At 64.1% G+C, this 23,313-nt stretch carries 8 protein-coding genes; 4 read left to right on the top strand and 4 right to left on the bottom strand.

What is annotated here, in order from left to right; all coding sequences use genetic code 11:
• The first annotated feature begins 46 nt into the window (after positions 1-46).
• Complete coding sequence (locus tag PSFL_RS23630) at positions 47-12,358, top strand: filamentous haemagglutinin family protein (RefSeq protein WP_397470545.1); 12,312 nt, start codon at positions 47-49, stop codon at positions 12,356-12,358.
• A 991-nt stretch (positions 12,359-13,349) separates the two neighbouring features.
• On the opposite strand, the gene PSFL_RS23625 is transcribed toward PSFL_RS23630, so the two are convergent.
• The 4 genes from PSFL_RS23625 to PSFL_RS23610 all read right to left on the bottom strand — a co-directional run bounded on the left by PSFL_RS23625 (position 13,350) and on the right by PSFL_RS23610 (position 19,380).
• Complete coding sequence (locus PSFL_RS23625) at positions 13,350-14,171, bottom strand: hypothetical protein (protein ID WP_120732569.1); 822 nt, start codon at positions 14,169-14,171, stop codon at positions 13,350-13,352.
• On the bottom strand, positions 14,168-15,766 hold the full coding sequence (locus tag PSFL_RS23620) for a hypothetical protein (protein ID WP_115127982.1): 1,599 nt from the start codon (positions 15,764-15,766) through the stop codon (positions 14,168-14,170). Before PSFL_RS23620 ends, PSFL_RS23625 begins: the two co-directional genes overlap by 4 nt.
• A 69-nt stretch (positions 15,767-15,835) precedes the next feature.
• A complete protein-coding gene (locus PSFL_RS23615) occupies positions 15,836-17,569 on the bottom strand; it encodes a hypothetical protein (RefSeq protein ID WP_315493189.1) in 1,734 nt (577 codons plus the stop codon).
• Entirely contained in the window at positions 17,566-19,380 is a 1,815-nt protein-coding gene (locus tag PSFL_RS23610) for a tyrosinase family protein (protein ID WP_057959147.1), read from the bottom strand. The genes PSFL_RS23615 and PSFL_RS23610 overlap by 4 nt, the downstream gene beginning before the upstream one ends.
• Before the next feature lie 159 nt (positions 19,381-19,539).
• Here PSFL_RS23610 and PSFL_RS23605 point away from each other — a divergent pair, with 159 nt between their 5' ends.
• The 3 genes from PSFL_RS23605 to PSFL_RS23595 all read left to right on the top strand — a co-directional run bounded on the left by PSFL_RS23605 (position 19,540) and on the right by PSFL_RS23595 (position 23,301).
• A complete protein-coding gene (locus PSFL_RS23605) occupies positions 19,540-20,019 on the top strand; it encodes an Lrp/AsnC family transcriptional regulator (protein WP_057438712.1) in 480 nt (159 codons plus the stop codon).
• A 1,027-nt stretch (positions 20,020-21,046) separates the two neighbouring features.
• Entirely contained in the window at positions 21,047-21,649 is a 603-nt protein-coding gene (locus PSFL_RS23600) for a transposase (RefSeq protein WP_057438711.1), read from the top strand.
• Between the two features lie 62 nt (positions 21,650-21,711).
• Positions 21,712-23,301 carry a ShlB/FhaC/HecB family hemolysin secretion/activation protein gene (locus tag PSFL_RS23595; protein WP_057438710.1) on the top strand — a complete coding sequence of 530 codons (1,590 nt, stop codon included), beginning with the start codon at positions 21,712-21,714 and terminating at the stop codon, positions 23,299-23,301.
• Positions 23,302-23,313 lie beyond the last annotated feature (12 nt).

Raw genomic sequence — 23,313 nt, 5'->3', positions numbered from 1 at the left:
ACCTCCCATACGTGATGTGCATCTCCACACAGAAGGATGATTCCAGATGGTCCGCTGCAAACCACCGGTAAACCTGAATGCCCGCGGCCCGAGCGGCCAGACTGTCTTGCGCCTCAAGCCGCTGGCCCATGCCATTGCCTTGTTGCTGGTGGCGGGCAGTGCCCAGGGGGCTACGGCGTTCAGTTCCGGCTGGTTTGCCGCCAAGGGCGCGTCCCAGGCAGCCACGGCGGCGCGGCCGGGGGCGCAGGTACCGGGGATGCCGCCGCCGTTGTCCCAGCAGGCGCGGGTCAACCAGCAGATGCAGCGCTCACTGAGCACCCTCAACAACAGCGTGGCGGCGATTGCCGCCCAGCAGGCTGCCCAGGCGGCCGGGCGCCAGGCCGCGTTGGGCCAGGTCTCGACGATTCCCGACGGCTTGGGCAAGGGCGGCTTGCAGGTCGATAACAGCCTGACCCAAGGCTGGATCAACGCCAAGGGCCCGACCCAAAGCCAGGCCGGTGGCCAGACCACGGTGAGCATCGAACAGACCGCCGACAAGGCCATCCTCAATTGGGAGACCTTTAACGTCGGGCGCAACACCACCGTCGACTTCCAGCAGCAGTCCAACTGGGCCTTGCTCAACCGCGTCAATGACCCCAACGCGCGCCCCAGTGAAATCCAGGGCCAGATCAAGGGCGCTGGCGCCGTGATGATCATCAACCGCAATGGCGTGGTGTTCAGCGGCAGCAGCCAGGTCAACGTGCGCAACCTGGTGGCGGCGGCGGCGGCGATCACCGACGAGCAATTCACCCAGCGCGGGATTTACTTCGACGCCACTGGCACCCAGCCAACGTTCACCGATGCCGCGGGCAAGGTCCAGGTGCAGCGGGGGGCGCTGATCCAGACCCATGACGCGGCGACGTCCACCGATGCCGGTGGCTACGCCTTGCTGTTGGGTACGGAAGTGGAAAACGCCGGCACCCTCATCACCGCCAAAGGCCAGACGACCCTGGCCGCCGGCGACAGTTTTTATATCCGCAAGGGCGTGGGTACCGCCGGCAATGCCCGTTCCACCACACGCGGCAATGAAGTCGCCAGCAGCCTCAAGGCCGGCAGCAGCGCGGGCAGCGTGACCAACAGCGGGCTGATCATGGCCGCTACCGGCGACATCACCCTGACCGGGCACACCGTGCAGCAAAACGGCGTAGCCCTGGCCAGCACGTCGGTGGACACCCGTGGCACCCTTCACTTACTCAACTCGGCCAGCGACACCACCGGCAGTGTCAGCCTGGGCGAAGGCAGCACCACTGCGATCCTGCTCGACAGCAGCGGCACCACCGCGCTCAACAACCAGCGCGAAAATGGCCTGGTCAATCTCGACGGCCTGGTGAACCCCCAGGCCAGCGGGCAGTTCAATAACCTGGGCAGGGTGGCCGACCGTACCGATCAGTCGCGCATCGAGATCGTCAGCGGCGGCACCGTGGACTTCCAGAAAGGCTCGATAACCCTCGCCACCGGTGGCCAGGTCGCGGTCAGCGCCGGCCAGCGCAGCCTGATGCGCGAGGGGGCGATGATCGACGTGTCCGGCGCCATCGGCGTCAAGGTGGCGATGCAAGCCAACAACATCAAGATCAACGTGCAGGGCAACGAGCAGCGCGATGCGCCGGTCAACCGCGATGGCGGGCAATTGATCAACAACGATGTGTGGGTCGATCTGCGCGAGTTGGTGTTTGTGCCGGCGGGTACCAACGGCTACGCGACGGACCGCTGGTACACCGCCGGCGGCCTGCTGGAAGTCGGTGGCTATCTGGGTACGCAAGGGCACTCGGTGGGCGAGTGGATGGCCCAGGGCGGTAGCGTGACGTTCACGGGGGATGACGTGGTAACCCAGCAGGGCGCGAAGATCAATCTGTCGGGCGGCACCGTGGATGTGCAGGGCGGTTATGTCCAGCAAACCTGGCTCAAGGGCCCGGACGGGCGCTTGTACGAGCTGTCGAAGGCACCGGGCGATATTCTCTACACCGGGCTTTACAAAGGCTTTGCAGACACCAGCGAACGCTGGGGCCGTACCGACCTGTACTACAACCCGCTGATCGCCCCCCAGCGACGTTTCGAGGCCGGTTATACCGTGGGCCGCGATGCTGGCAAGCTGGTGATCGGTACCGGCAATGCGGTGCTTGAAGGGCAACTGATCAGTGATGTGTTCCAGGGCGAGCGCCAGACCCAGGCGCCGAACATCAACCTCGACGGTTACCAGCAGTCGCAGAAGGCCCAGGCCCAGCGTGCGCAACTGATCATTGGCCAGTACACGCCGATCTTCAACAAAAGCACCGGCACCCTGCGTTACGCCCTGACGCCGGGTATGGAGCAGGTGCTGATCGAAGGCGGCACACAAAAAATCGCCGCCGGCCTCGACCTGGGCACCGTGCTGCCGGCCGGGCGCCAGGGCACGCTGGTGCTCGACAGCGCGCAACTCAACGGCTTCCAGTTGGGCGCGATCAAGGTTGGCGCCAAGCAGCAGATTACGGTCAATGGTGGGTTGTCGGTGGCCGAAGGTGGCGATATCACCCTGTACGGGCCCCAGGTGGCGGTCAACGCCAATCTGACCGCCCGCGGTGGCAGCCTCCACGCCGGCAACGTGCTCAGTCAGGTCAACCTCAATCGGCAGAATGCCGTTGAAGAGGTGATTCTGGCGGGCAGCGGGCACGTCGCGGTGGCCGCCGGGGTGGTGCTGGATGCGTCCGGGCGTTGGAACAACCTGGCCCTGCAGCCGTCGCTCACCGAGGGTGTGGCTTACGCCAATGGCGGCAAGGTGGCGCTGCGTGGCACCGGCGATGTGAGCCTGGGGGCACAGAGCCTGGTGCAGGTGTCTTCGGGCGCTACGGTCGGCCAGGATGGCAAGGTCATCGGTGGCAAGGGCGGCAGCGTGACGTTGGGCGCGCAGGGCGCCCTGGTGTTGGGCGGTGAGATTCGCGGTTATGGCGTCAGCGGTGGCGGCACCCTGGCGTTGCAGTCGCGCCAGGTATTGATCGGCGATGCAGGCAGCCCGGACGCGGGCACCCTGCACCTGGCGGGGGACTTTTTCAAGAAAGGGTTCTCGGCGTATGACATCACCGGCAACGAAGGGTTGATTGTTGCTGACGGCACTCAGGTCGGGGTCGAGGTGTCGGTGTACCGGGTTGGCGAGCAGGTGCAGACGCTGCCGAGTGGCACTGATCCGGCGAGCCTGATGCAGGTGTGGACACCTGAGTTGTATCAGCAGGACGCGCTCAAGAGTGTGCTGAGCCAGCGGCGCGGTGCCAGCTTGAGCCTCACGGCCGGGCACCTCGACTCCAGCGCTGCGCAATTGGCCAGCACCGCGCTGAGCGTCGGCCAGGGCGCGGTTATCACGGTCGATCCGGGCCAGGCCATCAATTTGCGCAGCGTCGGCCAGTTGACCGTCGACGGTACGCTCAACGCCTGGGGCGGTAGCGTCAGCCTGGGCGGGCTGAACGTGGCCAGTTCCGAGGCGGTGAATGCCGCAGGTCATGGGCGTTCGATCTGGGTCGGCGAGCAGGCGCTGATCGACGTGGCGGCGCGGGCGGTGAGCGCCGTGGACAATCGTGGCCGCCACTATGGCCTGGTGCGCAACGGCGGCAATATCAGCCTCGGTGGCACGATCAACCTCGCCACCGGCATTGCCCAGGCCAGTGATGTGTTTGTGGTGGTGCGCGACGGTGCGCGCCTGGAGGCGTCCGGGGCCCAGGCGGACCTGGACCTGCCGGGCCAGGGCCGGGTACCGGTGGCCAGCAATGGCGGCAGTATCAGCCTTGCCTCCAACAATGGCCTGTACCTGGACGGGCGCTTTGTGGCCCGGGCCGGTGGTGCCGGGGCGTCGGGCGGTAGCCTGTCCCTGGCCCTGGAAAGCCCTTACTACCTCAAGAGCGCGGTCAGCGACCGCGTGCTCAAGGCGCGGGAACTGTTACTCAGCCAGACCCACCAGCCCAGCACGCTGGCGGGCACTGCCGAGGCCGCGACCGCGGAACTGGAGTACGGGCATGCTCGCCTGGGCGTGGACCAGGTCAGCGCCGGCGGGTTCGACAACCTGGCCTTGCTGAGCAATGGCCTGCTGAGTGTTGACGGTGATCTGTCGCTGCACGTGGGCCAGAGCCTGCGTCTGTACAGTGGCGCTCTGGGGCTGAGTGAGCAGGCTGCGCAGAATGCCCGGGTCAATCTGTCGGCACCGCACCTGCTGCTGGCGGGCATCCTTGCGCCCTTGGAGGCCAAGGACCAATACCAGCATCCGGTGTTGACCAGCGCCATGTCGCAACGCGCCAGTCAGGCGCAGTTCACTGCCAGTGCCAATCTGTTGGAGGTGCGCGGCAATGTGTTGTTCGGCAACAAGAGCAACCTGACCCAGGCCGACAACAGCCAGTTGAGCGTCGACCGCCGTGGTTTCGATGACGTGCAGCTGAGCAGCCAGGGCGACCTGCGTTTTCTCGCGGGGGCCAGCGCCGATGCGGTCGCCCAGGGGATCAGTACCCAAATCATGACCCGGGGCGACATGACCCTGCAGGCCGCGCAGTTGTACCCGGCCACCGAAGTCGGCGCGCGGGTGCTGGCCGGTTACCTGGATGGGGTTGACGGCTACGATCCGACGCGCACCCTGACCATCGCCCGTACCGGCAACGAGACGGGCGCGGTGCCTTACTCGGCCTTCGGTCGCCTGCAACTGGGCGGCCCGAGCATCAGGCAGGGCGGGGTGGTGCGTGCGCCCCTGGGGTTGATCGAGGTCGGCATCCTGGGCACCCACAAGGTCGAACTGCTGCCTGGCAGCCTGACTTCGGTGAGCGGCAAGGGCCTGGTGCTGCCCTACGGCGGCACGGTGGATGGCCAGGTCTACCAGTACAACGGCAAGACCGTGTCGTTCCTCGGCCAGGGGGCGATTGCCAACCTCAATGGCGATCTCAACGTGGGGGTAATCCTCGGTGGGCAATCGGTGGCGGTGCTGCCAGAGGCCACGCTGGACCTGTCCGGCGGCGGCGAACTGCTCGGTGCCGGGTTTATTTCCGGCCGTGGCGGCTCCACCGATGCGCGCTATAACCCACTGATGCAGGTCGGCACCCACGGCGGCTTTGTCCTGCCGGGCCTGGGCAGTAACCCGGTGTACGCCATCGTGCCCGGCGCGCAACCGGGTTATGCCCCGGTGGCCCCGGAGGGGGGCGCAGTCGACCCGTTGCTCGGCCAGCAAATCACCCTGGACGCTGGCGTCCCGGGGCTGGCCGCAGGCACCTATACCCTGATGCCCTCCACCTATGCGCTGATGCCGGGGGCGTTCCGTGTCGAAATCAACGGCCTCGCGGGGCGCGGCACCGAAGAGGTGCCACAGGCGCTGCGCAATGGCTCCTGGTCGGCTGCCGGGCGCTTGTCCATCGTCAACACCGGGATCAGTAACCGGGTCGCCAGCCAGGTAATCCTGACCTCGGCCGACACCCTGCGCCGCTACTCCCAGTACAATGAAACCGGCTATGCGCAGTTCGCCGTGGCTGATGCGGCCAAGCTCGGCGTGCCACGGGCGTTGCTGCCGGTGGATGCCAAGACCCTGAAACTGGCGTTGAACCCCGGTGGTGGGGCGAACGCCTTTTCGTTCGCCGGTATCGGCCGCTTTGAGGCGGCCACCGACGGTTTTGCCGGCACTGTTGCAGTGATGAACATGGGAACCGGCGGGATCGAAGTAATGGCGCCAGGCAAGGCCGCCACGGAGGGGTTCGAGGGCGTCAGCGTGGGGGCAGCCAGCCTCAATGCGCTGGGCGCGGCACGCCTGATGATTGGCGGGATGACCCAGGTTTCGTATGGCCAGAGCGGCAACTACATCAACGTGGTCGGCGCCAACAGTAGCTCTATTACCTTGCGTGAAGGGGCGAGCCTGGCCGCACCGGAAGTGTTCCTGGTGAGCTCTACCGGCGAGATCGTCATGGAGCAGGGCGCCTCGATCAATACCCTTGGCCGGGGCAAGGCCAGTTATGACGCACGGGACGGTTTCGTCTACCAGGTGGCGAATATGCTGGCGGTCTCCAACGGTTTGCTCAACGTGGTCAACGCCGTGCAAGCCGGCGGCGCAGCCAGTGGCGGGATCAATCTGGGGGCGTGCAACAGCGCGCCCTGTAGCGGCCAGACTGCCCTGTATTCCGAGGGCAGTATCGTCGCCCTGACCGACAAGACGTTGCAGATGGGGGATGAGGTGCGCTACGGCACCCGTCACCTCAACCTGGGGCTGGCCAGCATCAACGTCGGCAGCCCTGAAGCCCTGGCTGCAGCGGCGGCCGGCAATCGCCTGCCGGCTGGCATGACCCTGACCCAGCAGGTGCTGGACCGCTTGTTGCGTGGTGACACGCAGTTCGGCGCGCCGGCCCTGGAAACCCTGCAACTCTCGGCCCGCGACAGCTTCAACTTCTATGGCTCCAGTGCCCTCGACACCTATGACGCGGTGACCGGCAAGTCGTTGCTCAGCCGCCTGATGCTGTCTGCCCCGGCGATCTACGGCGCCGGCAGCGCCAGTGATGTGGCGAGCATCCACACTGCCAACCTGATCTGGCTCGGTGCTGAAACGCCGGCCGTTGCCGCCATCGACGGCGGCGCCGGCAGCGGTAATGGGCGCCTGGATATCCAGGCCGAACGCATCGAGTTCGGCTATGGCGACTTTGCCCAGCCGAGCACGACCAAGCGCTTCGATCGCCTGGCGCTGGGGTTTGCCCAGGTCAACCTCAGTGCCAGCGAGCGCATCACCGCCAACCACAAGGGCAGCCTGTCGGTCTATCAGCGCCAGGGGGCCTATGATCCGCTCAAGGGCTTTGCCTATACCGGGGGCGACTTGAGCATTCTCACGCCACTGCTGACCGGCGAGGCGGGCTCGGTAAACCGCATCACCGCCGGCGGCACCCTGGATATCGGCGCCTCGGCGGGGGCCCGGGGCAAGGTCGAGGGCCTGGGCGGCGAGCTGTCGCTGCAGGGCGACAGCATTCGCCTGGCCAGCGCGGTGGTGCTGCCCAGCGGCAAGGTCACCCTCGACGCCCGTGGCGACGTGGTGTTGACCGATGACGCACTGATTGATGTGGCCGGTCGCGCCATCGTCTTCAACGACCTGACTAAATATGGCGCGGGGGGTGAGGTATCGCTGCAAAGCCGCGAAGGCAATGTGCTGCAGGCCACCGGCTCAACCATCGACCTGTCGGCGCAGCACAACCAGGCGGGCAAGCTGCGGGCCGTGGCCGTGGGGGACACAGGCGGTGTGGTTGACCTGGCAGGCAAGCTTCTGGCAGGCAGCAGCGGTTATTACGATGCCGGCGGCACCCGAGTGCCGTACCTGGCCGGTGCGGTGGAGATCCAGGCCCAGCGCCTGGGCACCAGCGGCATCCTGGACGAACAGTTTGCCGCCCTCAACCAACGGCTCAACCAGGGCCAGGTGTTTGGGGCGCGCAGCTTCCAGCTCAAGCAGGGCGACCTGAGCATCGGCAATGAGGTCAAGGCCAACAGCGTCAGTGTCTCGCTGGACAACGGCAGCCTGCGCGTCACCGGGCGGGTGGATGCCAGTGGCGAGCGGGTGGGCAGCATCAACCTGACGGCCAAGACCGGCCTGACCCTGGACGGCAGCGCCGTGCTCGATGCCCATGGCAGCCAGTTGCGGGTGGACAGCCATGGCCAGATCATCGACGCGCCGAACCGCGCCATGGTGGTGCTGGGTTCGGGCCAGGGCCAGTTGACCCTGGCCGATGGCGCGCGCATCGACCTGCGTCACGGGACCGATGGGGGCGTGGGCCATGACGGTCGCAGCCGTGGCACCCTGGAGCTCAATGCTCCGCGCCTGAACAGTGATGACATTGCCATTGATGCCCGTGGCCGCCTGGATATCCAGGGCGCGCGCTCGATTGCCCTCAACGGCATGATCAGCTACGACGATGCGCCGACCAAGACCGATGCCACGGCCAGTGGGCGTCCGTACCAGGTGATCGACCAGAAGTACCTGGACAAAAAACATGAGCTGAGCGTGCTGTTTATCAACGCAGCCCTCAACAACCACGACCTACTGAATAACAAGCTCGCGGGCCTGAATAACGCCACGTACGCCGATGCCTTGCATCTGCGGCCGGGGGTGGAGATTGTCAGCAAGACGTCCCAGGGTGACCTGGTGGTGCAGGGCGACCTGGACCTGTCCGGTTATCGCTACGCCAGCCTCAACCCACATACCCAGAAAAACCCGGATGTGTATGGCTCCGGCGAAGTCGGCCGCCTGACCCTGCGTGCTGGCGGCGACTTGAATATCTACGGCAGCATCAACGACGGCTTTGCACCGCCACCGCCGAGCGACGATGACAACGGCTGGGTGCTGCTCCCCGGGATCAATTACACCGGCGGCACCCAAGTGGTGCCGGGCACGGGCGTGACCCTGGCCGACGGCACCAAGTTTCCGGCGGGTGCGATCCTCAACTTCGATGTGTCGATCAAGGCCCTGAGCCTGGCGAACGGCACGCGGTTGCCGGTGCCGGTGACCCTCAGCCAGCCCCTGGTACTGCCTGCCGGTACGGTGCTGGCGGCGGCGATACTCGACGGCTCGGGCACACAGCTGTTCGCGGCGGGGACGCTGCTGAGCCAGAGCCAGACCCTGGCGGCCGGCACGGTCCTGGGGGCCGGTACCCTGTTGACCAGCAACACCAGTGTCAGGGCGATGATCTGGCCCAAGGGCGTGCCATTGCCAGGACGCCTGGGCAGCACCGCGTTCGTGACCCTCAATGGCAGCAAGGCACTGCCCCGTGGCGCCTTGTTGCCGGCCGGCACCGATGTGAAGTTGGCGGGGAATGCGAAGTCGGTGAAATTACGGGTCGAGGAGGCTGGCCGCCAGGGCAAGAATTGGGGCGTTGCGCCGATGCTGACGGAAGGCTCCCAGGCGTGGGCGATCCGCCTGGTGGCCGGGGCTGACACCCAGGCGGTCGACAGTAGCAGGCTGCAAGTTTCTCCAGTGACCGGCAACCTGCGTCTGGCCGACAGCCATTACGGCATGTTCGCCCAGGGCGTGCTGGTCTGGACCGAGCAGGGTTCCATCGACAATTACGGCGACACCAGCATGGTCGGCAAGCCCGTGAGCCCTGGCAACCTTGGAACCTGCACGGACTACCCCGGTTCCTGTGAGTCGGGCGGCGATGCCTACAGCCTGGTGGCCGGGGGCAGTAGCCGTTTCAGTGTGGTCCGCACCGGCGCCGCCGACCTGGACCTGCTGGCCGCTGGCAATCTGAGCATGGAATCGCTGTACGGGGTCTACACCGCTGGCAGTTCTTCCACGGGCACCTCGGCCAACGACCCCTACAACCTGTCGCGGGCGCTTGGCGAAAACGCCAAGGTGCTGGGCAATAGCGTGGGTGGCAACGAGAAACTGGTCAATGGCAGCGCAGACAGTGTGTACCGCGCCTGGTATCCGGAGGCGGGCGGCAACCTGTCGTTGAAAGTGGGTGGGAACCTGACCGGTAACATCACCAGCCCGTCACTCAGTGCCTCGGGGCGTCCGGTCCGCAACGATCGCGGCCAGGATTCGGCGAATGTCGGCAACTGGTTATGGCGCCAGGGCAATGGTTTGAGTGGCTCGGCGGCACAAGCGACGGCCTGGTGGATCAATTTTGGTACCTACGCCAGCAACCTCGCCCTGGCGGGGGGCGCCGACCAGATGGTCGGCTTCACCGGCTTCGGTACGTTGGGCGGGGGCAACCTGAATGTCGACGTGGGCGGCGATGCCGGGATCATCCGGCCATTGGCTGCCGGTTATGTGCCCCAGGCGGTGAACTTGCGCAGCCAGGGGTTGGTGTTGGCGGTGGGCAGCACCGGGCGCGTGGCGGCTGACGGCAGCCTGCAACTGACCGGTGGTGGCGACTTGAGCCTGCGGGTCGGCGGTGCCGTGAATCCAGGCAGTCAGATTACCCAGGACCACCTCAATGGCACGCTGGTGAACCTGCGTGGGCACGTGCAACTGACCGGCGGCGCCCTGGGCAGCCTGACCTTGCGTTATGGCAGCCGGGTGATCGACCAGAGCCCCGGCGAAGTCCGCGCCTATGATCCACTGCGCGCCACGTCAGCCGCGGCGGCCGGTGGCTTGAGCCTGTTGCCCGGTGATGCCACCTTCAACCTGGCCACCCGTGGCGACCTGGTGCTGCAGGATGTGGCCGATCCAGGGCGCGTCGCACAGACAAATGCCTTGGCCTACGTTAACGACGGGGTCAACGGCGTCGGGCAGAGCTGGTTCAGCCTGTGGACCCGCAACACGGCAGTGGACCTGTTTTCGGCCGGTGGCAACCTTACGCCGCTGACGCAAACGCTGGAGACGGATATGGCGGCGGTCTATCCCGCCACATTGCGTGCGGTGGCCGCCAGCGGCAGCCTGTATTACGGGCGTGCCGCGACCGCCAACCCTGGCTCGCTGCCACCGCTGGCGGCACTGGTGCTGGCGCCATCGGCCAACGGTCAATTGCAATTGCTGGCTGGGGATTCGATCTATGGCGGCGACCTCACCGTCAGCCGTTCCAGCGCCGCGCCGGACAGCATGGCGACGATCCTCAACCCGGCGTTCCTGGGCTTCGTCAACTCCCTGCCCATCGCGCGCAGCGGCAACCTTTCCGGCGATAGCAACATTGCGCGCCTGGGGCTTTTCCCGCTGTTCACCTTCGGTGCCAACACGGCCAGCACGTCGTGGGGCGATACCCTAGAACCTGCGCGTTTTTATGCGTTGAGCGGTGATCTGCTGGGCGTCAACAGTGGGCGTGCCCTGACCATCACCAGCGCTGGAGACCCGCGTGTGGGGCAAACGTTTTATGAGGGCGCAGGCCCGGTCTGGATGCGGGCGGGGCGTGACATCGTCAGCAGCGGCACGCGCCTGGGGGGCGCCAGCGGTGGCGAAGTGGATACCGGTGAATATGCCTTCGACGCCAACCTGTTCGTGCATAACGGCCTGACTGACATCTCCATTGTCAGTGCCGGGCGCGACATGCTCTACAGCAGCTTCAATGTCGCAGGGCCCGGCACCCTGGAGTTGACGGCAGGGCGCAACCTCCTTATGGAGGACAAGGTCAGCGTCAACAGCCTTGGCGCCGTGGCCGCAGGTGACAGCCGTCCCGGCGCGAGCATCGTCATGCTGGCGGGTGTTGGCCCCAACGGCCCGGACTACCGACGCTTTGTCGAGGCTTACCTGAATCCTGAGAACCAACTGCAGACGGGCGAGCCTTTGACGCTGCTGGGAGGCAAAGTCGCCAAGACCTACGAACGCGAACTGGCCGGGTGGCTGGCCGAGCGCTTCGGGTTTGTTGGTGACAGTGAACAGGCCCGTGCCTACTACGCGGCGCTGCCGGCGCAGCAACAGCGGGTGTTTGCCCGTGAAGTGTACTTTGCCGAACTCAAGGCCGCCGGTCGCGAATACAACCAGGCTGGCGGCGTGCGCGAGGGCAGCTATGTGCGGGGGCGGGCGGCGATTGCCGGGTTGTTCCCGGACAAGGACGTGGCCGGCAATGCCATCGCCTACAAGGGCGATATCACCCTGTTCGGCGGTGCCGGGGTGCACACCAACTTCGGTGGCTCGATCCAGATGTTCACCCCGGGCGGTGGCCAGACATTCGGCATCGAGGGGGCGGCACCGCCGTCCACCGCCGGGGTCATTACCCAGGGCGCGGGAGATATCCAGCTGTATTCCCTGGACAGCATCCTGCTGGGCCAGAGCCGGATCATGACCACCTTTGGCGGCTCGATCATGGGCTGGTCCGCCGCAGGCGATATCAACGCCGGGCGGGGTTCCAAGACCACCGTGGTCTACACCCCGCCACGGCGTGTGTATGACAACTGGGGCAACGTCAGCCTGTCGCCGTCGGTGCCGAGTACCGGTGCGGGGATCGCCACGCTTAACCCGATCCCGGAAGTGCCGGCAGGGGATATCGACCTGATTGCGCCGTTGGGTACCATTGACGCCGGTGAAGCGGGGATTCGTGTGTCGGGCAATATCAACATTGCCGCGCTGCGGGTGGTCAACGCGGCGAATATCCAGACCCAGGGTAAATCGTCCGGGGTGCCGGTGTCGGCGGCGGTCAACACCGCGGCCATGAGCTCAGCCAGCGCGGCGGGGGCAGCGGCATCCCAGGCCGCCGAAGACGCGGCCCGCAACCAACAGGCCGCAGCGCGCCAGGGCCGGGCGTCGATCGTCACGGTGGAAGTGCTGGGGTTTGGCACCGAGCCGGTGCAACGCCGGGAGGAAGAGGCACGCCGGGCGCCGACCTACAACCCTGACAGCCCGGTGCAGGTGCTGGGGGCGGGGCCGTTGAGCGAACAGGCCAAGGCACGGTTGACGGATGAGGAGCGGGGGCAGATCAGTTTGTAAGGTTCACACGGTGGGCTTGTCTGCGATGGGCATAGGTAGCTACACAACCTTCTGGGTTTGTGTACATATCCATTGCTGCGGTAACGGCGGCTATTGGTTCCGCTCTTACAGCGGGTCACTTTTGGAAAAGAGCCCCAAAAGTAACCAAAAGGGCTCTTGCCCCACCACTCGGCACCTCGCCTAGGCTCGGTGTGCCCGTCATCCGACATTGATTTGGGGGGCCGCCGCGATGGGCCATCCATGGCCCAGCGCGGCTAAACCGGCGTCCTGCCGGTTTACCCCCCAAATCAATATCGGATGACGGCCAGCGTGGTTTAACGGGGCGCCTCAGATCAAAAGCAAAGCAAAGCGAGGCGGCCTTAGAGCCGACCTGATCGTCGAAGCGTACGCGTACCCCTGTGGGAGCTGGCTTGCCTGCGATGGTCGTTAACGATGACAAATGAATACCTGACACTCTGATGTGTTCTTTCGGCCGTCATCGCAGGCAAGCCAGCTCCCACAGGGGGAATGCAGCTTCGCGCCCCGGCTTTGGCATTGCTGTTGCTGTTGCTCTGCTTTTGATCTGGCTTTTGATCTTGATCTCAGGCGCCCCGTTAAACCACGATGGCCGCAGGCAGGTATTGCGCAGTGGGCACCCCGGCATGGATGCCGGGGTAGCCGCGACACGGCCATGGATGGCCGATCGCGGCGGGCCCACGGAGCAATGCCTGACTGCGGGCATGCCGAGCCTAGGCGAGGCACCGAGTGGTGGGGCAAGAGCCCTTTTGGTTACTTTTGGGGCTCTTTTCCAAAAGTGACCCGCTGTAAGAGCGGAACCAATAGCCGCCATAACCGCAGCAACGGATATGTACACAAACCCAGAAGGTTGTGCAGATACCTATGCCGCTGACCCACCGCCATCGCGGTCAAGCCCGCTCCCACCGCGACCCGGGCGAAGCAGAAAAACCCCTGCCACATCACACATCAAATGTCGAAGCTGCCTTATACCCACTCAAGGCTGGCAAGGATCGGTCCTGTTCAACAAATTCCCCGTCGAATACCACACACGCTGCGCCGCCGGCCCCAGGTCCAGCGCCACCGGCGCATCCGCACGCCCCTCCAGCAAGGTCGGATAAACCCCAGGCTTGAGTGGCGACTGACACACAATCGGCAACGACTGCACCGTGGTGAAATTCAAATCCACCGTAGACACCAATTGCGCCGCCGAAAACGGCGCCGGTGGCCCAGGCAGGGTGATGATTTCCTGGAAGTCCGGATCCTGGGCGATGTAGTGCGTCAGGTGCGCCTCATTACCCCGGCCAAACAGGGTGTACACCATCTGTTTGGGCCGCTCGATGCCCAGGTTGAACGGCCGGTAGATCACCACCGCCTCGACCGTCACCGGCACGTTGTCAAACAGCACCGGCCCCGGGGTGCCGCCGCCATCATTGGAGTAGCCGTCATAGATCGTCGCCTTGAACGCGGTCACTTCGCCGGCCTTGAGTTGGGGCAGGGTGAAGGTGTCGTTATCGACATTGATCAGGTTATACGGCTTGCTCGGGTTGGCCGCGCGCAGGGCCTGGTACTTGGCCATTACGTCAGCCGGCAGGCTGGCCTGCAGGACGATCTGGTACATGTGCTTTTCCGTGGTGAACATCGGCATGTGCACCAGGAACAGGGTCTGCGATCCGACCATGAACATGCCGTGGTTGCCCGGTGCATCGGCATCGGCGCCGTTGTTCAGGGCGTGCAGTTCATGGGCCGAATGGGCAAAGGCCTGGGGGGCGAGGGCCATTGACAGGGTGAGCAGCAGGGTGGCGAGGGAGCGTTTCATGGTTGGCCGTCCTTGAGGGTTTCGAAGGCATGTACACGTTTGATCAGGCTTGTATGCTTGGCCGAATCGGCGTTGTTGAACAGGAACGAGAAGTCCGAGGCCAGGGTGGCGCTGCCGGCAATGGTCGCTTGCTGATGGCAGTCATTGCAGTTCATGCCCTGGACGTAGGTCTCCAGGGTGGTGTTGGCCACGGGTACGTTGCTGTCGCTGATAAAAGCACCGTAGGACAGGGGAACCTTCGCATTCGGGCCCGGCTCGGGGTCGGGCGGCGTCGGGGCGGTGATCCACAGTACATTGATCAGCTTGTAGTACTGGAACACCGACTGGCCGTTGGTCTGTTGGGCGAAGCTGGCCTGCACTGCGCCGTTGAGCGCCTGCATGTCCGACGACAGTGGGTGTTCGCGGGTGGTCTGCACCGGTTGGTCCCGTGGATAGGGTTCGGTGCATTCGCGATCCGGGTGGTGCTGTTTGCACTGGATGCGCGCCACGTTCGGCGTACACACATCGGGGCCGCCGGTGCAGTTGGGATTGTTGAAGGTGTAGCCGTCCGGGGGCAGCTGTTGCGCGGGCACCTGGCCCGGTTCCGGTACGTTGTCCACGTGCTCGAAGGTAGTCCAGATAAAGTTCGGTGAGCTCTGGGTCTTGTTGATGATATGCAGGCCCACCAGGCCCACCACCTGTTGGGTGCATTGCAGGGTGGCGGGGTTCTTGAGCCAGGCCACAGTGGTCAGGTAGCGCCCGTAGAGCTGGGGCTGGCCGGTGAGGATGCGCCAGGCGGCCTTGAGTTCCAGGGCGCCCAGTTGTTCCTGGGGTAGCGGGGTGGTGGGCATCGAGCGCATCAGCTCACCGGCGGGCAGCGACAGGCCGGCTGGGTGTTTGCCATCGCTGTTTTGCGCGACGATCAGTTGATTGGCGGCATCGTACAGGCCGTTGTCGACGATGTAGTCGAACTCGGCCTTGCCCACCTTGCGTTCGAAATACACCAGGTTGCCGGTCTGGTCCGTGAGCCAGCCACCGGCGGCTTCCATGATCGGGTCGGGAATCGACGCCAGGGTGCCGCTGGACAAGTGGAAGCGATGCTTGGCGTTGGTCGCGCTTTCCGAGGTGGCATTCATGAATTTACGCGCCCCTACCGACAGGGCCTGGAGGCTGTCCTGGCTGCTGCAATTGGGCGGCACCAGGGTTTGCACCCCCCAACCGCTGGGCTTTGGTGCACCGGGCAGGAAAATCTCATTGGCGTCTTTGTAGCTGGCCCATACCGGCGCCACGCTCATGGGCTGTCCGGCGGTGGTGGGCACGCCGAATTGCGCGACGGTGATGGTTCTGTCCGGCTCGCCCGCCAGGCTGGCATTGGCCGGCCAGCCGGGGTCCACCGGCCAGTTCAGGGCGATGAACAATTGCCAGCCAAAGCAATTCATAAAGCTCTGGCCGGTGGTGTTGAAGTTGTTGACGGGCATAAACCCGCCGCTCTTGGGGTTGAACACCAGTTGCTGCTGGACGCAGTTATCGGCATCGGACGCGTGGGCCAAGGGCAGGATAAACAGTGACAGCAGGGTGCTGACCAGCAGCAGACGACTCAAGCGAAACCTGGACATCATCGCGCTCCTTGCACAAATGAGGGGGCTTGTTGTGGCGAGGGGCTTGCCCCCTCGCCACAGGGGGGCTTAGGTGGATGGCACCAGCGCCAGCCCGGATTCCCACGGGTGGTCCGCCGCGCTGACGTCATCCGCCTCGCCCGGGTTGAGCGCGCGTACCGTCACCAGCCCCGGCGCGGCGTTCGCCGCGACGCTGATGGTCATGATGTAACCCTGGGTGCCGCCCGCGTTGGTCTGGCCGGGAATGGCCGAGGCATCGGGCATGAACTTCGTGACCTGTGCCGTCACCCCGGGATTGCTGAACTGGATCCTCGCCGTGGCGGCGGTGGTCTGCAGATCGGCGCCTTGCACCACCAGGACAAACTGCCCGCTGCTGCCAGGGGCCAGCCAGGCCGGCAGGTCGGTAGGCGACTGGCCGTAGAACAGGTCCAGCGGCAATAACTGCACCGGCCAGGGTTGCAGGCCATTGACCCGGTCTTGTACGCAAGGAGACGGCGCCGCCGTGGTGCTCGGCATGACGGTCACACTCAGGCCCACCAGCAGTTGCTGGGCAATCACCCACACATAGTCCACGGCCTGGCCGTTGATGGTGATGTCATTGATCGAGAACCCCGCGCTTTGCGGCACCTCGAACACCGCCTGGAGGATCTGGTCGGAGCCGTTGATCGCCGATTTGGCGGTGCCGCGGGTAATGCGCCAGTACTGACTCACATCCTGGCCCTGCGGGCCTTTCCACGCGCTGAAGTTGGTCGGTTGCTGCAGGTACAGGGCGATGGGATTGGTCAGGGATATACGGTTGCTGATGGCCGCCTCATTGGCCGCAAAACCGATATGCGGGTCGGAGTTGCGATAGTTCTGCCCATATTGCGCGCAGCAGATCAGCGACTGAGGGTTCTGGCTGCTTTTCAGGGGCCGCATGATCGTGGCCGCCGCCGCCAGGTACACCTCGGCGCTGAGGGTGTTGGGGCCGGACGTCAGGTGCATCGCGCCGCCGAACTGGCCGGGCGTACAGGCGGTGCCGGCGTTCCATTTGTTGACAGTGTCGTAGGCGGGCAGGCCCGTGGTCGGGTCAATCACCGGATCCCCGGCATTGCCGGTCGGGCAGTCGGTGGCATAGCGCAGGTAGAGGTCTTCGAGTTGGACGTTCGGGTCGATGTAGTCGCGATACAGCCCCAGCACGGCATTCGGGTCGATGCGCCACATGGCCAGGAAATACGCCGGGTTTTCACTGGTGAAGGTGATTTTGCGCATGTCGCCATTGGCATCGCGGACAATCGACCACTCGCAATACTCGTCCAGCCAGCCCCGTGGGCCCGAGGGTGAGAAGTCCTTGTACTTGCCGTTCCAGTCGATACTCGGGCAACGGGTCACCGGCAGTTGCAGCAGGGTGCCTTTTTTGTCCGGGTCGTACAGGGTGTACAGGGTGTCGTTGATGGTGATCTGGCCATTGTCGGTCAGTTCCATGACCTGTTGCAGGGTCATGGCCTTGCCGCCCAGTTGCGGAATCACCGCCGTGCCGTTGCTATAAAAAAACGTCCACAGCCGGTTGGGAAAGGGTTGCCAGGTAATCGCCGGCGGGGTGGTGTCGCCATAGCCCTCGACCAGCGGGTTGTAATAGCCCGAGCGTGGCGCGTCGTACAGGCCCGACCATGGGTTGCCGATGATCGCCGCTTCGGTCCAGCCGGTGACGTCGTTGTTCCAGTCGGTTTCAAATTGCGGCAACTGGTCTTCCAGGCCCAGCTTGTTGTAGTCCTTTGGCGCTTGCCCGGCGGGGGAGGTGAATTGCTTGAAGGGCGTGCTCATGTCAGATCTCCATGGGGGGTAGAAACGGAGCAGCAACCGGCACTCGGGGGAGGGTCGGCAACGGTCTGGCGCGGGTCGTCCCACACCAGTTGGGCGATAAAGCCAGGCAGCGGCGCATACTCTTGCGGCGCCAATACCCGGCCACTATCGAGATGGGTGACCAGCAGGCTCAACTGCAGCTCGTCCGTGGGGCCAAGGTGCAATGCCGTGACACTGCGCGCGGCATTCAGCGCGCGGCACACGCCATGGGGGATGCAGCGCCCCTTGTCATCCACCAGGCCCATGCCGATCCGGCTGAAGCGCCCGACGTAGTGCGGGTTCTCAGCGCTGACCTGCTGGGGCGTGGCGTCGGCCTGGTTGAGGAAAACGTCGATCAGGTAGGTGTCGTGGGTGCAGCGCACATGGTCGAACACTACCCACGGGCCGCTGGCCTGGGCCTGCTCCTGGGCAGGCGCGGCACTGTGCGGGCAGCACGCTTTTGCGCTGGCGCGTCGTGCACCGAACGGCGGCGCCACCGGGGTGCCGTAGTCGTAGCCGATGTGCCGGCTGTCCTGGGCCATATCGCCCAGGGTGGTGTAGCGCCAGGCATCGGCACTGGTGAACGTGACCGTCTCGGCCTGGTTGCCGGCAAACGGCTGGAGCAGGCACTGGGTGGTGTACTGCGCCGCCGGGTTGGCGCGGATCCAGATCTCCAGCACGCGGTCGATATTGGCGTGGTAAGAGCAGAACAGTGGGTCAAACGCGGTGTAGGCGTTATCGGCCATATCGCCGCCGATCCAGCCGTGATAGTTGTCGTGGGGCTGCTCGTACAGGCCATCGAAATTCAGTGTGCGATTGGGGTACAACTCGTCTTTTTGCGGCGGATCGAACTCGGTGATATTGGCCCAGGGATACCCCGGCACGCCCTGGGGCTGGCTGAAGGTCTTGAACGTCAAGGCATCCACCACCTGCTGCTGGAAAATCCGGCTCATGCCATACAACTGGGTGCGTTTGACGCGTTGTGAGTCGCCCTGGGTGTAGAACAGCGGGTTGCGTTGCACAAAGCGGCAATCCACGCCCTCGACATTGCCCGAGGCACACACCTTCGAGCGCCCATCCTTGGCCGCCGCATAGCGCAACGGGTTGGGCCGCACTTCGCCGCTGCGGGGGTGCACATAGGTTTCATCGAGAAACGCCTGGGGCAAACCGGCCTGGGGGCTGCCATCGACACTGGCGTCTTCGGCCATCCAGTCCCAGTACGGGATCGGGTAGTCAATCAAGGCTTCCAGGTACAGCAGGTAAGCGCGATGCCACAGGGCAAAGGCCTCCTGATAATGCAGGCACCAGTTGCTGTGGATATAGGCATAGCGCTGCCATGGCGAGCCACTGTCCGGGTTGCCGATCTGCATCACGTCATCGAGCCGCGCGCGGTACAGGTCCAGTTGTTCCTGACTCAGCGCGCGGATGTCCTGGCGCACGCGCCTGACCGGGTGCGGCAGGTCTGGCGGTGGGATGCGCTCGGCGATATCGAACGGCGAAAAACTGTTCAGGCGCCAGCCCTGGTTGACCCACAACCGGAAGGTTTCCAGGGCGTCGATCGGCCAGAACTGCCGGTCATCCAGGGTCAGCGGCATGTTGCGTGAGGCCAGGTGCTGGTAGATGGTTTCGGACCAGGTCTTGACCGAATCGGGGTCTTCCAGGAACACGTCGTAGGCATTCATGCAACGCACCCACGAGCCTGCGACCTGGCCGCGCTCGGCGGGCGGTATCCAGTAAGGCGCGGTGAAAAGCCCTTGGATATCAGCGGTCCATGTCGGTTTCGCAACTATCATAAGATCCCTCTCACGCCGCCCATGCTGGATCTTTCGGGGCTGCTAAGCTGGAATTGATAGTAACGGGCCACTGTGCAGTGATTTGTGCAAATTGGCCGCCCGTTACGGCGGATTCATTGCAGTTTTCTCAAGGAAGAAGTGGAAATAATGACAGACGCCATGGATTTGAAAATTCTCGGCAAATTGCAGAAGGATTGTACCCAGAGCCTGGACCTGCTCAGCGACAGCGTGGGGCTGTCCTCGACCAGTTGTTACCGGCGCATCCGGCGCCTGGAGAGCGTGGGGATCATCAAGGCGAAAGTCGCGGTGCTGGATGAAAAAAAGCTGGGGATCCAGGTCACGGCGTTCTTTTTGATCAAGCTCGACAAGGACAGCAACGACATTGATCGCAAGATGCAACACATCCTGGCCACCCGCCCGGAGATTCAGGACTGCTACCTGATGACCGGGGAGTTCGATTTTGTGATGGTGGCCAAGTTTCGCGATGCCACGGAGTACACCGAATATATCTATCGGTTTCTCGACACTTACCGTGATATTCCGATTCGCACTTATTCGTCGACGCTGGTGGTGCGTACGGTGAAGAAGTCTTATGAACTGCCGCTGCAGGGTGTGCAGCATTTGCCTCCGGATCTGTAGACGCGCGGTTTGTGGCATAGGTATCTACACAAACTCTTTCGTGGTTGTTGGGGGTTGTGTACATATCCGTTGCTGCGGTCACGGCCACTTAGGGTTCCGCCCTTACGGCGGCTCACTTTGGAAGAGCGCCAAAGTAAGCAAAGCGCTCTTGCCCCACCACTCGGTGCCTCGCCTAGGCTCGGCATGCCCGCAGTCAGGCATTGCTCCGTGGGCCCGCCGCGATCGGCCATCCCTGGCCGTGTCGCGGCTACCCCGGCATCCATGCCGGGGTGCCCACTGCGCAATGCCTGCCTGCGGCCAGCGTGGTTTAACGGGGCGCCTGAGATCAAGATCAAAAGCAGAGCAACAGCAAAGCCAGAGCGCGAAGCTGCATTCCCCTGTGGGAGCTGGCTTGTCGGGTCGCCGCATCGCTGCGATGGCGGTTCATTAGCCAATACATTTATCGACTGATACACCGTCATCGCAGGCAAGCCAGCTCCCACAGAGGTACGCGCACGCCTCGACGATCAGGTCGGCTGTCAGGCCGCCTCGCTTTGCTTGTGATTTTGATCTTAGGCGCCCCGTTAAACCACGCTGGCCGTCATCCGATTTTGATTTGGGGGGTAACCCGGCAGGACGCCGGGTTAGCCGCGCTGGGCCATGGATGGCCCATCGCGGCGGCCCCCCAAATCAATGTCGGATGACGGGCACACCGAGCCTGGGCGAGGTGCCGAGTGGTGGGGCAAGAGCCCTTTTGGTTACTTTTGGGGCTCTTTTCCAAAAGTGACCCGCCGTAAGGGCGGAATCAATAGCCGCCGTAACCGCAGCAACGGATATGTACACACAAACCCAGAAGAGAGCTGTGTAGCGACCTACGCCCATCGCGAACAAGCCCTCTCCCACATTAGGTTGCTGACGACGCCCGACAATCAGCCCTGCGGAATGAAGCTTTTATGACAAAAGTTCGGTAGTCCCCCCGTCCCTCCGTCTTGCCTATGTAACGCGCTCAAGCACGCGAAACAGGCCAGGAGTGGGGCGGATGGGAACTATGGAACGCTACTCGAAAGTAGGCATGCAGGAACTCGATCAGCGCCTGTCGAAGATCGTCGAAGCCGCCCGCAAGAAGCCGGTGTCGGTCTATCGCTATGGCGCGCCCTGGGTCTGGATCGTGTCCCAGGAGGACTGGCAAGGCGCTTTGAAAGAGGTGTCCAGCTATATACCTGCCGGTCACTCCCTGGTGTTGCTGCGCCCGCAGATCGACGAGGTGCTGGAGCAGCACCACGACTTGCTGCAGGCCCTGAATGCCGAGCCTGGCATGCTTATCGCCCCGCGCACGGTGCTGCAGATTCTGCTGCTGCAACTGCTCTATTCGGTGCCCAGCGAACAGCAACTGCACGAGCAACTCAACTACAACCTGCTGTTCCGCTGGTTCGTCGGCCTCGACCTGACCCAGCGGGTGTGGGGCATCCACGTTCTGCAGCGCGATATCGCCACGCTCCTGGGCAACCCACGGGCGGTGCAGTTGATCCAGAAAATCATCGGTGAAGTGTTCTGTGGCGCCTTGCTGCACATGCCGGAGTTCTCCTTGAACTTCGCGCTGCTGCATACCTGGCTGGCACGGCATGCCAATACCTCGACATCCAGCAATTGAGTCGGCCGAACGTGGTGCCAACAACCGTGAAGGCCAGCCATTCGAGTAATCCAGGGGGCGGTGTGACGCATCTGTTCAAATCAACGCTGGCGCTGTGCTGGCTGACACTGGCGCTGCCGGTGTCAGCCGATGAGCCAGGTGGCGCGTCCGAGGCCGCGGTGCGGCGGGTGGACGTCAATGAGTACTTTGTGCGCGGCAATACGGTGCTCGACGCTCGGGCGATCGAAGAGGCGGTGTACCCGTTCCTGGGCCCGCAAAAAACCTTGAGCGATATCGAAGGCGCCCGCGATGCCTTGCAGAAGATCTACCAGGCGCGCGGTTATCAGTCGGTGTTTGTCGAGTTGCCCGAGCAGAAGGTCGATGACGGCATCGTCTACCTGCAAGTCAGCGAGACCAAGGTCGGCCGAGTGCGGGTGGTGGGGGCCAAGCACTATTCGCCGGTAGAGATCCGCGAAGAAGTTTCGGCGCTGAAGGAGGGGGCGGTGCCGGATTTTGCCACGGTGCAGACCCAGCTCGCCGGCCTCAATCGCGGGGCAGGGCGCCAGGTCACGCCGCTGGTGCGCGAGGGCCAGCGCCCCGGCACCATGGATGTGGACCTGCAAGTGGAGGACCAGAACCCCTGGCACGCCAGCCTCGGCCTGAACAACGACTACAGTGCCGACACCGAGAAGCTGCGCAGTGTCGCGACCCTGGGCTACGACAACCTCTGGCAACTGGGCCACAGCGTGTCCTTGACCTTCTTTACTGCGCCCCAGGACAGCGAAAACGCCAAGGTCTGGTCCGGCGCCTACAGCGCGCCGCTCAACGAGCGCTGGACTGTGCAGTTCTCCGGTTATCAGTCCGACAGCAATATCGCCACCATCGGCGGCAGCAACGTGCTGGGCAAGGGTCACTCCTACGGCGTCTCGGCGATCTACAACCTGCCGGCCAGTGGTGTATGGGCCAACTCGTTATCGGTGGGGGTGGACTTCAAGGACTTCGAGGAGCAGATGCAGTTCGGCGCCAGCCGCGACCAGATCCCGCTCAAGTACGCGCCGCTGACCTTCGGCTACAACGGCTACCGCTACACCGAGCAGGCGCAACTGGGCCTGGGCCTGAACCTGGTGGTCGGCACCCGTGCGTTTTTTGGCTACGGCAGCGACGCCGAAGAATTCCAGTACAAACGCGACCAGGCCAGCCCCAGCTTTGCCGTGCTCAAGGGCGACCTGAATTACACCTACACCTTCACCGGCGACTGGCAGTCGGCGACCAAGACCGCGTTCCAACTGGCGTCTGGCCCGCTGGTCTCCAACGAGCAGTATTCGGCCGGTGGCGCCACGTCGATCCGTGGCTACCTGGCCGCTGAGCGCACCGGGGATGAGGGTTACTTGCTCTCCCAGGAATTGCGTACGCCATCCCTGGCCAAGTTCCTCGGCAGCTATGTGCAGGAGTGGCGCTTCTACGCGTTTGCCGAAGGCGCGCGCCTGCGCCTGCATGACCCGCTGCCCGAGCAGGAAGACGAATACAGCCTGGCCAGCGTCGGCCTCGGCACCCGTGCCAGTTTGAGCAAGTGGTTGTCCGGCAGCCTGGATTGGGGCTACCCGCTGCTCGATGGACCGAACACCCAGAAACAGGACTCGCGACTGCACTTCAGTGTGCAGGCGACTTTCTGACCCTTTTTTCCG

Origin of the sequence: Pseudomonas sp. DD1 (genome assembly GCF_044510355.1) — a bacterium.
In the GTDB taxonomy this organism is placed as follows: Bacteria; Pseudomonadota; Gammaproteobacteria; order Pseudomonadales; family Pseudomonadaceae; genus Aquipseudomonas; species Aquipseudomonas shahriarae.
This window is presented reverse-complemented; position numbering and strand designations above follow the sequence as displayed.